The organism is Pseudomonas sp. B37(2017), from assembly GCF_002112885.1.
Taxonomy (GTDB): Bacteria; Pseudomonadota; Gammaproteobacteria; order Pseudomonadales; family Pseudomonadaceae; genus Aquipseudomonas; species Aquipseudomonas paraglycinae.
Map to the genome: position 1 here is coordinate 58602 of NZ_NEIX01000009.1, position 12287 is coordinate 70888.

Annotated in this window: 10 protein-coding genes; 3 read left to right on the forward strand and 7 right to left on the reverse strand. The window is 62.1% G+C overall.

What is annotated here, in order from left to right; genetic code table 11:
• Window positions 1–47: 47 nt before the first annotated feature.
• The 7 genes from phaC to CAF90_RS21475 all read right to left on the reverse strand — a co-directional run bounded on the left by phaC (window position 48) and on the right by CAF90_RS21475 (window position 9482).
• Window positions 48–1727: a class II poly(R)-hydroxyalkanoic acid synthase gene (gene phaC, locus CAF90_RS21440; protein ID WP_085608407.1), complete on the reverse strand. Its 1680-nt coding sequence runs from the start codon at window positions 1725–1727 to the stop codon at window positions 48–50.
• A gap of 258 nt (window positions 1728–1985) precedes the next feature.
• Entirely contained in the window at window positions 1986–2363 is a 378-nt protein-coding gene (locus tag CAF90_RS21445; protein ID WP_011332068.1) for a gamma-butyrobetaine hydroxylase-like domain-containing protein, read from the reverse strand.
• Between the two features lie 76 nt (window positions 2364–2439).
• The gene (hslU, locus tag CAF90_RS21450; protein WP_007952406.1) at window positions 2440–3777 is read right to left on the reverse strand and encodes an ATP-dependent protease ATPase subunit HslU; all 1338 of its coding nucleotides are present in this window, start codon (window positions 3775–3777) and stop codon (window positions 2440–2442) included.
• A gap of 55 nt (window positions 3778–3832) precedes the next feature.
• Window positions 3833–4363: an ATP-dependent protease subunit HslV gene (gene hslV, locus CAF90_RS21455; protein WP_003196958.1), complete on the reverse strand. Its 531-nt coding sequence runs from the start codon at window positions 4361–4363 to the stop codon at window positions 3833–3835.
• A 234-nt stretch (window positions 4364–4597) separates the two neighbouring features.
• Window positions 4598–5314 (reverse strand): SPOR domain-containing protein, encoded by a 717-nt coding sequence (locus CAF90_RS21465; protein ID WP_011332070.1) that lies wholly within the window; start codon window positions 5312–5314, stop codon window positions 4598–4600.
• A 1-nt stretch (window position 5315) separates the two neighbouring features.
• The gene (gene argS / locus CAF90_RS21470) at window positions 5316–7052 is read right to left on the reverse strand and encodes an arginine--tRNA ligase (RefSeq protein WP_007952402.1); all 1737 of its coding nucleotides are present in this window, start codon (window positions 7050–7052) and stop codon (window positions 5316–5318) included.
• Window positions 7053–7262: 210 nt separating this feature from the next.
• Complete coding sequence (locus CAF90_RS21475) at window positions 7263–9482, reverse strand: primosomal protein N' (RefSeq protein WP_085608409.1); 2220 nt, start codon at window positions 9480–9482, stop codon at window positions 7263–7265.
• Between the two features lie 180 nt (window positions 9483–9662).
• Here CAF90_RS21475 and rpmE point away from each other — a divergent pair, with 180 nt between their 5' ends.
• From rpmE to CAF90_RS21490, 3 genes are all read left to right on the forward strand, one after another.
• Window positions 9663–9881 (forward strand): 50S ribosomal protein L31, encoded by a 219-nt coding sequence (gene rpmE / locus CAF90_RS21480; RefSeq protein WP_007952398.1) that lies wholly within the window; start codon window positions 9663–9665, stop codon window positions 9879–9881.
• A 41-nt stretch (window positions 9882–9922) separates the two neighbouring features.
• A complete protein-coding gene (locus CAF90_RS21485; RefSeq protein ID WP_085608410.1) occupies window positions 9923–10705 on the forward strand; it encodes a thermonuclease family protein in 783 nt (260 codons plus the stop codon).
• Window positions 10706–10889: 184 nt separating this feature from the next.
• A complete protein-coding gene (locus tag CAF90_RS21490) occupies window positions 10890–12158 on the forward strand; it encodes a malic enzyme-like NAD(P)-binding protein (protein WP_085608411.1) in 1269 nt (422 codons plus the stop codon).
• Window positions 12159–12287 lie beyond the last annotated feature (129 nt).

Sequence of the window (12287 nt, forward strand, 5' to 3'; positions counted from 1 at the left end):
GCTTTCGCGAGCAAGCCCGCTCCCACAGGGGGAATGAGGTGCGTCAGTTACCGCTCGTGTACGTAAGTGCCTGGTGAGGCTTCACCTGCCGGGAATGCCTTGTTGCCGAGTTTCGTTGGCGCTTTCTTCAATTCGCCCGACCGCGCAGCCTGCCACGCCTGCCAGTACAGCCACCAGGAGTCGGCGTGCTTGGTCGAGTTTTCCTGCCAGTCATCGGCATTGGCGGTCATTTCGTCGCTGGTCATGTAGCGCGATTTCGGGTTGCCCGGCGGGTTCAGAATGCTCTGGATATGCCCGCTGCTGGACAGCACGAATTCCACCTTGCCGCCAAACAGCTGCGCCGACTTGTAGCAGGACTTCCACGGGGTGATGTGGTCGTTGGTGCCGGCCAGCGAGAAGATGTCGGCGGTCACCTGCTTGAGGTCGATCGGCGTGCCGCACACTTCCAGTGCATTGGGGCGAATCAGTGGGTTGTTTTTGAACATCTCGATCAGGTCGCCGTGGAACGCGGCCGGCAGTCGAGTCGTATCGTTGTTCCAGAACAGGATGTCGAACACCGGCGGCTCGTTGCCGAGCAGGTAGTTGTTGACCCAGTAGTTCCAGATCAGATCGTTGGGGCGCATCCAGGCGAAGACCTTGGCCATGTCTTTGCCTTCGAGCACGCCGGCCTGATACGAATGGCGCTTGGCGGTCTCCAGGGTCTGCTCGTCGACGAAGAGCGCGACGTCGCTGTCCAGCGTTGTATCGAGCACGCTGACCAGCAGGGTCAGGGCGTTCACCTTGTTCTCGCCGATCGCCGCGTAGTGGCCGAGCAGGGCGGTGCAGGTGATGCCGCCGGAGCAGGCGCCGAGCATGTTGACGTCTTTGCTGCCGGTGATCGCGGTGACCACGTCGACCGCTTCCTTCAGGGCTTCGATGTAGGTCGAGAGGCCCCACTCGCGCTGTTCCTTGGTCGGGTTGCGCCAGCTGACGATGAAGGTCTGCACATTGTTGCGCAGGCAGAAGCGCGCCAGGCTCTTGTCCGGGCTGAGGTCGAATACATAGAACTTGTTGATCTGCGGCGGCACGACGAGCAGCGGGCGCTCGTGCACTTGCTCAGTGATCGGCTTGTACTGGATCAGCTCCAGCACGTCGTTGCGAAACACCACCGCGCCTTCGGTCACGCCCAGGCTCTTGCCGACCTCGAACGCGCCCATGTTGACCTGGCTCGGCATGCCGCCGTTGTGTACCAGATCCTTGGCCAGGTGCGAGAGGCCGTCGAGCAGGCTCTTGCCACCGGTCTCGAAGAAGCGTTTGACCGCCGCCGGGTTGGCCGCCGTGTTGGTCGGCGCCATGGCCTCGGTCATCAGGTTGATCACGAAGTGGCCGCGCGCGATGTCCTTGGGCGAGAGACTGCTGTCGTCGATCCAGGCATGGAGTTCCTTGCGCCACGCCAGATAGGTCTGCAGATAACGTTTGTACAGCGGGTTCTGACTCCACGCCGGATCGACGAAGCGACGGTCATCGCCCGCCGGTTGCAGGTCGGATTTGCCGAACAGCACGTTCTTCAGTTCGAGGCCGAACTGGGTGACGTGTTTGACACTATGGATCGGTTGTTTGATGGCCTGGGTCAGCACCATTCGAGCAGAGGCCAGCAGATCCTTTCCGCGAAGCCCAACGACAGGATTCAGCCCCAGGGTGTTCTCCGAGGCCTGGTACTTCAAATCATCGTTATTCTTGTTACTCATCTACGACGCTCCATTGTCCTGAGACGAGTACCCGGTTTTCTGCTGTGCAGTTCCACAGCCAATGCCAGGTACTACTGCTCGGGTGACCGTTGATTCTGCATAGCTGCTTTACAGTCGTAGAGCACTGCAGGGAACTTGCCAGTTCCATTGGTTACCCGAGATTGATTTTTTTCGCAAGCAGCCGATCCCGGGCCGCTTTAGCGGAGCATTCAAACAGATGAATCTAGAAAATGCCCTCTAAACAGTCCGAGGCGCGGACTAGAGCATCAGCTTGACGACGGACTGGTCCGGGTCGCGGGTTTTGCCGGCGGCTTTGAGCTCGGCCAGATAATCCGCCCAGAGTGCGTCATGACGTCGCCCCAGTTCGTACAGATAATCCCAGGTGAACAGTCCGCTGTCGTGACCGTCATCGAAGGTCAGTTTCAGTGCGTACTGACCGGCCGGTTCTACCTTGGTCAGGCCGACGTGCAGCTTGCCGAATTGCAGGATCGGTTTGCCGTGGCCCTGGACCTCGGCGGAGGGGGAATGCACGCGCAGGAATTCGGCGGGCAGGGTGTATTCCTCGCCGGACGCGTATTTGAGCGACAGGGTTTTCGAGGCTTTGTGCAGTTTGATGTCGGTGGGGAGTTGGGTCATTGCCGGCGTTCCGTCAGGTGAAAAAAATTGTGGGAGCCGATGGCTCCCACAGTTTCACGACCACTGTAAGTATGGCTTACAGGATATAACGGGACAGGTCTTCGTTCTGCGCCAATTCGCCCAGGTGGCTGTTGACGTATTCGGCGTCGATCTGGATCGCCTTGTCATCGTGGGCGCTGGCCAGATCGCCGGCACTGAACGACACCTCTTCCAGCAGACGCTCGAGCAGCGTGTGCAGGCGACGGGCACCGATGTTCTCGGTCTTCTCGTTGACCTGCCAGGCGATTTCCGCCAGACGCTTGATGCCTTCCGGCTGGAACTGGATGTTCAGGCCTTCGGTTTTCAGCAGCGCGCAGTATTGCTCGGTGAGCGAGGCGTGCGGTTCGCTGAGGATGCGTTCGAAGTCCTGCGGGCTCAGGGCCTTGAGTTCGACGCGGATCGGCAGACGACCTTGCAGCTCCGGCACCAGATCGCTCGGCTTGCTCAGGTGGAACGCACCAGAGGCGATGAACAGGATGTGGTCGGTCTTGACCATGCCCAGCTTGGTGTTGACGGTGCAGCCTTCGATCAGCGGCAGCAGGTCACGTTGCACGCCTTCGCGGGACACATCGGCGCCGCCGACATTGCCGCGCTTGGCGACCTTGTCGATCTCGTCGATGAACACGATGCCGTGCTGCTCGACGGCTTCCAGGGCCTTGGCCTTCAACTCTTCTTCGTTGACCAGGCGACCGGCTTCTTCGTCGCGTACCAGCTTCAGCGCTTCCTTGACCTTGAGCTTGCGGGCCTTCTTCTTGCCCTTGCCCATGTTGGCGAACAGGTTCTGCAACTGGTTGGTCATTTCTTCCATGCCCGGAGGCGTGGCGATTTCGATGCCGGCCATTTCGGCGACCTCGATCTCGATTTCCTTGTCGTCCAGCTGACCTTCGCGCAGGCGCTTGCGGAACAGTTGGCGAGTGTTGGAATCCTGGGTCGGCGCTTCTTCGTTGCTGAAGCCCATGCGTGCCGGTGGTAGCAGGGCGTCGAGGATTCGGTCCTCGGCGGCGTCTTCGGCACGGTGGCGAACACGGGTCATTTCCTGCTCGCGCAGCATCTTGATCGCGGCGTCGGCCAGATCACGGATGATCGATTCGACGTCACGGCCGACGTAGCCGACTTCGGTGAACTTGGTCGCTTCGACCTTGATGAACGGCGCGTTGGCCAGTTTGGCCAGGCGACGGGCGATCTCGGTTTTACCGACACCGGTCGGGCCGATCATCAGGATGTTCTTCGGGGTCACTTCAACGCGCAGCTCTTCAGGCAGCTGCATACGGCGCCAGCGGTTGCGCAGGGCAATCGCGACGGCGCGCTTGGCATCGTCCTGGCCGATGATGTGGCGGTTGAGTTCATGGACGATTTCGCGGGGAGTCATGGACATAATAATTGACGGTCCTCAAGCAGAAACAAGCCGTGGCACAGGGGCCGCGTCAGGCTTATTCAGCGAGATCCTGCTCCTCAATGGTCTGGGTGTGGTTGGTGAATACACAGATGTCGCCGGCGATGCCGAGAGCGGTCTCGACGATTTCGCGGGCCGACAGGTCGGTCTTCTTCAGCAGGGCGCTGGCGGCGGCTTGCGCATAGGCGCCACCGGAACCCATGGCGATCAGGCCGTCTTCGGGTTCGACCACGTCACCGTTGCCGGTGATGATCAGGGATGCGTCCTTGTTGGCGACCGCGAGCATCGCTTCGAGGCGGCTCAGGGAACGGTCGGTGCGCCATTCTTTGGCGAGTTCGACGGCGGCGCGAACCAGGTGGCCCTGGTGCTTTTCAAGCTGGCCTTCGAAACGTTCGAACAGGGTGAAGGCGTCGGCGGTGGCACCGGCGAAACCGGCGATGACTTCGCCGTGGTACAGGCGACGAACTTTCTTCGCGTTGCCTTTCATCACGGTGTTGCCGAGAGAAACCTGGCCGTCGCCGCCCATGACGACTTTGCCGTGGCGGCGGACTGAAACGATGGTGGTCAAGGGAAGAGTCTCCACACTGCGGGGCGAAAATGCCTTATGCCCATTCATATGGGGGTGGTGGAGAGGATTTCAACTGCGGGGCGGGAGAGGGGACGAGCGGTGCTTTGTACATGATCGTTCCCACGCTCCGCGTGGGAATGCCTCAATGGACGCTCCGCGTCCCTGCGGCAAGGGACGCGGAGCGTCCCGGGCTGCATTCCCACGCAGAGCGTGGGAACGATCGGTGGGGAGGTATCAGCGGCTCTGGCGTTGTTGTAACAACAGGTTGCTGAAGCCGGCGCCCGCCAGTTGTTTCTGGGCGGTGGTCAGTTGTTCGCGGTTGCTGAACGGGCCGACCAGTACGCGGTACCAGGTTTCATCCTTGACCGTCCCTGACTCAACCGCGACCGCCTGGCCGAGCAGAATGATCTGCGCGCGGACCTTGTCGGCATCCGTCTCTTTGCGGAACGAACCGGCCTGCAGGAAGAACTTGGTCACCGGTGCAGCCTTGGTCACCGGCGGCGCTGGCGGCGGGGTGATCCCGGCCAGTGCAGCCTGTGCGCGTGCGGTGTCGATCTTCGCCGCTTCGGCCGGGGTCACCGGCGTGGTCGGGATCGCCGGCACCTGTGGCGTCGGCAGGGTTTTCTCCGGCACGGCATCAGGCGGCACGATGACTTCCGATTCCGGCAGCAGGGTGTAGAAGTCGTACTTCGGCTTCACCGGTTGCGTCGGGCTCGGCGGGGTCTTGTTGGCCTCGGCGATCTTGGTGGCTTTCTGTTGTTGCTGTTGCTCGATCTTCTCGCGCTTGACCGTGTCGCTGCCCTTGCCCGGCTCCAGTTTCATCAGGAACACGATGAACGCGCCGACCGTCAGGCCGATGGCCATCCACAGCCAGCCCGGAATCGGCTGCTTCGCTGGAGCTTGGTAACGGCTGGCGCCACGCTTGGGTGCAGGTTTTTTCTTGGCAGCCAACTTACATGCGCTCCAGGGTTTCCAGGCCGAGCAGTTCCAGGCCTTGCTTGAGGGTACGGCCGGTCAGCGCGGCAAGGCGCAGACGGCTTTGCATTTGTGCCGGGGTCTCTGCGGCGAGGATCGGGCAGTTCTCGTAGAAGCTGGAGAACAAGCCGGCGACCTCGTACAGGTAGGTGCACAGGGTGTGTGGCGTGCCTTTTTCCGCAACGTTGTTCAGCACTTCGCCGAACTGCGCCAGTTTGGCTGCCAGGTCGTGTTCCTGCGGCGCTTCGAGGACGATCTGGCCGTCGACTTCGCTGTAATCCTTGTCCAGTTTGCGGAACACGCCGGCCACGCGGGTGTAGGCGTACAGCAGGTATGGCGCGGTGTTGCCTTCGAGGTTGAGCATCTGGTCGAAGTTGAAGCTGTAGTCGCTGGTGCGGTGCTTCGACAGGTCGGCGTACTTCACCGCGCCGATGCCGACCACTTTGGCGATCGCGCGCAGTTCGTCTTCGGCCAGTGTCGGGTTCTTTTCCTTCACCAGGCTGTAGGCACGTTCCTGCGCTTCGGTCAGCAGGTCGATCAGCTTTACGGTGCCGCCATCACGGGTCTTGAACGGACGGCCGTCGGCGCCGTTCATGGTGCCGAAGCCCATGTGCTCCATTTCCATCGGATGGGTCACGAAGCCGGCCTTGCGCGCGACGGCGAACACTTGCTGGAAGTGCAGGGCCTGACGCTGGTCGACGAAGTACAGCGCACGGTCGGCCTTCAGCTTGCCGCTGCGATAACGCACGGCCGCCAGGTCGGTGGTGGCGTACAGGTAGCCGCCGTCAGCCTTGACGATGATCACCGGCAGCGGCTCGCCTTCGGCGTTCTTGAATTCGTCGAGGAACACGCACTGGGCGCCGTTGCTTTCGACCAGCATGCCGGCGGCTTTCAGGTCGTTGACCACGTTGATCAGGTCGTCGTTGTAGGCGCTTTCGCCCATCACGTCGGCCATGGTCAGTTTGACGTTGAGCAGTTCGTAGATCTTCTGGCAGTGCGACAGCGAGATGTCCTTGAACTTGGTCCACAGCGCCAGGCATTCAGCGTCGCCGGCCTGCAACTTGACCACCAGGCCACGGGCGCGGTCGGCGAATTCCGGAGATTCGTCGAAGCGTTGCTTGGCGGCGCGGTAGAAGTTTTCCAGGTCCGACAGCTCGTCGCTGGTGATCGGGTTTTCCTGCAGGTACGCCATCAGCATGCCGAACTGGGTGCCCCAGTCGCCGACGTGGTTCTGACGGATGACGGTGTCGCCGAGGAATTCGAGTACCCGCGCCACGCCGTCGCCGATGATGGTCGAGCGCAAATGGCCGACGTGCATCTCTTTGGCCAGGTTCGGTGCCGACAGGTCGACCACGGTGCGTTGCGCCGGGCCGGCCTTGCGCACGCCAACGTGAGCGTCGGCCAGTGCGGCGTCGAGGCGCGAGGCCAGCGCCTGAGTGTTCTGGAAGAAGTTGATGAAGCCTGGGCCGGCGATTTCGGCCTTGGTGACGTTCTCGTCAGCCGGCAGGGCGGCGATGATTTTTTCCGCCAGATCGCGCGGTTTCATGCCCGCAGGCTTGGCCAGCATCATCGCGATGTTGCTGGCGAAGTCGCCGTGGGTCTTGTCCCGGGCGTTTTCCACCTGGATCGCCGGCGTCAGGCCTTCAGGCAACACACCTTCGTTGACGAGTTGGGTGAGGGCTTGTTGGATCAGCTGGCGAATGGTGTCTTTCATGGTCTTCTCTTTCGACCGCAAGCGCGGCGGCGCATCGATGCGCGGGTGGAAAAACTGGGCATTATCCGTTGCGAAGACGGGCTTGCCAACCTTAGCAGGCAGGATGTGGATGTGTGGTGACAAATAGACTGCTTTCGCGAGCAGGCTCGCTCCCACCCTGGAATACATTTCCCTGTGGGAGCGAGCTTGCTCGCGAAGGCGAGCGTCAGATCAATACAAGTCGACGGGATCGACATCCAGCGACCAGCGCACCGCCCGGCCGCTCGGCATCTGTTCCAGCACCAGCAGCCAGCTCGCCAGCAATCGGTGCAGCGGCGCCCGGGCCGTGGCCTGCAACAGCAGCTGCGCGCGGAAGCGGCCAGCCCGACGTTCCATCGGTGCCGGCACCGGTCCCAGCAGTTCAATGCCGCTCAGATTCTGTTCGGCCAGCAAGCGCTCGGCCTCGCTGCACGCCTCATCAAGAAAGCCTTCGGCCTGCCCCGGCTTGTGCGCTTCGGCGCGCAGCAGGGCGAGGTGGGCGAACGGCGGCAGTCCGGCGGCGCGGCGTTCGCTCAGGGCCTGCTCGGCGAAGGCGAAGTAACCCTGCTCGGTCAGTTGCACCAATAAAGGATGGTCGGCCAGATGCGTCTGGATGATCACCTTGCCCGGTTCTTCCGCCCGCCCGGCCCGGCCGGCAACCTGCACGATCAACTGCGCCATGCGCTCGCTGGCGCGGAAGTCGCCGGAGAACAGCCCGCCGTCGGCATCGAGGATCGACACCAGAGTGACCCGAGGGAAGTGGTGACCCTTGGCCAACATCTGCGTGCCGACCAGAATGCAAGGCTGGCCTTTCTGGATCGTCGCGAACAGCTGGTTCATCGCGTCCTTGCGCGACGTGCTGTCACGGTCGACGCGCAGCACCGGATAGTCCGGGAACAGAATCGCCAGCCGTTCCTCGGCCCGCTCGGTACCGGCGCCCACGGGGCGCAGATCGACCTTGTTGCACTTCGGGCATTGGCGGGGTACGCGCTCGACGTAACCGCAGTGGTGGCAGCGCAATTCGCCGTAGCGCTGGTGCACGGTCATCCGCGCATCGCAGCGCTGGCACTCGGACATCCAGCCGCAATCGTGGCACAGCAGAGTCGGGGCAAAACCCCGACGGTTGAGGAACACCAATACCTGCTGGCCGGCGGCGAGGGTCTGGCCGATGGCTTGCTGCATCGGCCCGGAAATGCCGCTGTCCAGTGGACGGCTTTTCACATCCAGGCGCAGGAAACGTGGCTGTTTGGCGCCGCCGGCACGTTCATTCAGGCGTAGGAGTCCGTAACGGCCGGTGTAGGCGTTGTGCAGGCTTTCCAGGGATGGGGTCGCGGAGCCGAGCACGATCGGGATGTTTTCCTGCCGCGCGCGCACCAGCGCCAGATCCCGCGCGTGGTAGCGCAGGCCTTCCTGCTGTTTATAGGAGCCGTCGTGTTCTTCGTCGATGATGATCAGCCCCGGATTTTTCATCGGGGTGAACAGCGCCGAACGGGTGCCGATAATAATGTCGGCCTCGCCGTCACGGGCGGCGAGCCAGGCGTCCAGACGATCACGGTCGTTGACCGCCGAGTGCAGCAGGGCGATGCGCGCATTGAAGCGTTGTTCGAAGCGGGCGAGGGTCTGCGGGCCGAGGTTGATCTCCGGGATCAGCACCAGCGCCTGTTTGCCGGCCTCGAGGGTTTCGCGGATCAGCTGCAAATAGACTTCGGTCTTGCCGCTGCCGGTGACCCCGGCCAGCAGGAACGCGTGATAACTGTCGAACCCGGCGCGAATTGCCTCATACGCGGCGCGCTGTTCGCTGTTGAGCGGCAGCTCCGGCTGGGCCAGCCAGTGTTCATGGCGCGCGCCGGGGGCGTGGCGGCGCACTTCGACCTGCACCAGATCCTTGGCCAGCAGCAGATCGAGGCTGTCCTTGCTCAGCATCAGTTTGCTCAGCAACTGATGGGCGACGCCGTGGGGATGTTGGGCCAGCGTCGCCAGGGCTTCACGCTGGCGCGGGGCGCGGGCGATGCGCGGGTCATCGAGGCTGGCGCCGGGAGCCGCCGACCAGAATCGCTCCTGACGAGCCTCGGCCAATTCGCCCTGACGCAGCAGCACTGGCAACGCCCAGCTCAGCGTGTCGCCGAGGCTGTGCTGATAATACTGCGCCGTCCACAGGCACAGCTTGAACAGCGCCGGCGGCAGTGGTGCGGTGGCGTCGAGCAGGGCCAGCGCCGGTTTGAGCTTTTCCACCGGCACTTCGCTGGTGTCAGTGACTTCCACCAGAATCCCGATCATCTCCCGCCGGCCGAACGGCACCCGCAGGCGCATGCCCGGTTGCAACTGCGAACGCAGCACGCCGGCCGGGGCCCGATAGTCGAACAGGCGGCGCAGGGGCGAAGGCAGGGCGAGGCGCAGAATGGCGTCGGGCACGCGGGATCTCGATAAGAAGCTAACAAGCAGCGGGGATGAGGTTTGGGCCGGGAGCCTAGCAGACGGTCGGTCTCAGCGACAGCTTGCGTGATCGGGATTGTCTGGTAGAATCCGCGGCCTAATTACGTGCGGTATTCAACAATCGTGTTGGATGGCGGCACGCCAGCTGAGGAAAACACCATGAAAGCCGATATCCACCCGAATTACCCAGAAGTTGCAGTAACTTGCAGCTGCGGCAACAAGTTCGAAACCCGTTCGACCTTCGGCAAAGCCCTGGCGATCGACGTTTGCAACGAGTGCCACCCGTTCTACACCGGTAAGCAGAAGACTCTGGACACCGGTGGTCGCGTTCAGAAGTTCGCCGACCGTTTCGGTGCTTTCGGCGCGAAAAAGGCCTAAGGCCCTTCATTCTGGAAAACCTCAGCGGCTTTTCCGGTCTGATGAAAAAGGCGTCCCTTGCGGGCGCCTTTTTTGTGTCCGCGATTTGGCTCTCCGCCGCCCAGGCCTTCTGCCCGGCGCCGGCCGGGCTGGACAGCGCCACGGTGCAGCGGGTGGTCGACGGCGACACCCTGCGCCTGAGCGACGGTCGCAATGTGCGGATGATCGGCCTCAATACGCCCGAGCTCGGCAAGCAGGGCCGCAGCGACGAGCCGTTTGCGGTAGCGGCGCGCAAGCGCCTCGAAGCCTTGGTCGCCGAGAGCGACGGGCGGGTAGGCCTGCGACTCGGCGTCGAGTTCAAGGACCGTTACGGGCGAACGCTGGCCCATGTTTTCAGCGCCAAGGGTGAGAACCTCGAAGCGCAGATGCTCGCCGATGGCCTCGGTTTCCAGGTCGCGGTGGCGCCGAATGTCGATCTTGTCGATTGCCAGCAAGCCGCTGAACGCCTCGCGCGACAGGCCGGGCTGGGCCTGTGGAAGCGCTCTCCTGTACTGAAAGCGGAGCAGATCGAGCGCTCTGGTTTTGCCGTGGTCAGCGGTCGTGTGAGCAAGGTTCAACGCAATCGCGGCGGAATCTGGATCGAGTTGCAGGACAAGGTTGTACTGCGCGTTGCACCCAATCTACTGGATCGCTTCGACGCCACGTCTCTGCAGGCGTTGAAGGGCAAGCAGATCGAGGCCCGTGGCTGGGTGGTCGACCGCTCCCGGCGCGGTGGACTGAAATCAGGTCAGGCGCGCTGGCTGTTGCCGCTGACCGATACTTCGATGCTTCAGTCGTCCCGCTGAATAAAAAGTTGTAGACATTTTTTCTGTCGATTGTGAACAGTCTAGCCCTTGTGCGCCGTGGCTCTTGGCCCAAAGTCGTAGGGCAGGGTGCTTGACAGGGGTGACCGGGCAGTCTTGTGGGGACTTTGCGAGGCGCGTATCCTCGCTGACCAGTCTGTCCAACAGTAAAAAGCGGAATGCCCAAATGTCTGATCTGAAAACTGCCGCTCTCGAATATCATGCCAATCCTCGTCCAGGAAAGCTGAGTGTCGAGCTCACCAAGGCCACTGCTACCGCCCGCGACCTGTCGCTGGCCTACAGCCCCGGCGTAGCTGAACCAGTGCGCGAGATCGCCCGCGATCCTGAACTGGCCTACAAGTACACCGGCAAGGGCAACCTGGTTGCAGTCATTTCCGATGGCACCGCGATTCTGGGCCTGGGTAACCTCGGCCCACTGGCTTCCAAGCCAGTCATGGAAGGTAAAGGCGTGCTGTTCAAGCGCTTCGCCGGCATCGACGTCTTCGACATCGAAGTCGACTCCGAAAGCCCGCAAGCCTTCATCGACACCGTAAAACGCATTTCCATCACCTTCGGTGGCATCAACCTGGAAGACATCAAGGCGCCTGAGTGCTTTGAGATCGAACGCGCTCTGATCGAGCAGTGCGACATTCCGGTATTCCACGATGACCAGCACGGCACCGCGATCGTGACCGCTGCGGGCATGATCAACGCCCTGGAAATCGCTGGCAAAACCCTGGCCGACGCCAAGATCGTCTGCCTGGGCGCTGGCGCAGCCGCCATCTCCTGCATGAAATTGCTGGTGAGTATGGGCGCCAAGGTCGAGAACATCTTCATGGTTGACCGTACTGGCGTGATCCACGCTGGCCGTGACGACCTGAACCAGTACAAGGCTGTGTTCGCTCACCCTACCGAGAAACGCACCCTGGACGACGCCATCGAAGGCGCTGACGTATTCGTAGGCCTGTCGGGCCCGAACCTGCTGAGCGCCGAGCAACTCAAGCGCATGGCGGCCAACCCGATCGTCTTCGCCTGCTCCAACCCGGATCCGGAAATCTCCCCGGAACTGGCTCACGCCACCCGTAACGACGTGATCATGGCCACCGGCCGTTCGGACTACCCGAACCAGGTCAACAACGTACTGGGCTTCCCGTTCATCTTCCGTGGTGCCCTGGACGTTCGCGCCAAGCGCATCAACGAAGAAATGAAGATCGCTGCCGCCAACGCCCTGCGCGAACTGGCCAAGCTGCCGGTGCCTCAGGAAGTCTGCGACGCCTACGGCGGTATCTCCCTGGAATTCGGTCGTGAGTACATCATTCCGAAACCAATGGACAAGCGCCTGATCACCGTTATCTCCGACGCCGTGGCCAAGGCCGCGATCGAGACTGGTGTGGCGACCCTGCCGTATCCGAAGAACTACCCGCTGAAAAGCGTGGATGACGTGTTCAGCGGCTAAGTCGTTGTAGCGCTTCAACCGAAAGCCCCGGCTCGTGAGAGTCGGGGCTTTTTTATGCCTGTTGATTTTGGGGTGATCTTAAGGGCCTCTTCGCGGGCAAGCCCGCTCCCACAGGGTTTTGTGGCGTTC

Excerpts from the sequence above, each read along its gene's own strand:
- CAF90_RS21490 (WP_085608411.1), top strand. The coding sequence starts at position 10,890 with ATGTCTGATCTGAAAACTGCCGCTCTCGAATATCATGCCAATCCTCGT.
- phaC (WP_085608407.1), bottom strand. The coding sequence starts at position 1,727 with ATGAGTAACAAGAATAACGATGATTTGAAGTACCAGGCCTCGGAGAAC.
- hslU (WP_007952406.1), bottom strand. The coding sequence starts at position 3,777 with ATGTCCATGACTCCCCGCGAAATCGTCCATGAACTCAACCGCCACATC.
- argS (WP_007952402.1), bottom strand. The coding sequence starts at position 7,052 with ATGAAAGACACCATTCGCCAGCTGATCCAACAAGCCCTCACCCAACTC.
- rpmE (WP_007952398.1), top strand. The coding sequence starts at position 9,663 with ATGAAAGCCGATATCCACCCGAATTACCCAGAAGTTGCAGTAACTTGC.
- CAF90_RS21485 (WP_085608410.1), top strand. The coding sequence starts at position 9,923 with ATGAAAAAGGCGTCCCTTGCGGGCGCCTTTTTTGTGTCCGCGATTTGG.
- CAF90_RS21445 (WP_011332068.1), bottom strand. The coding sequence starts at position 2,363 with ATGACCCAACTCCCCACCGACATCAAACTGCACAAAGCCTCGAAAACC.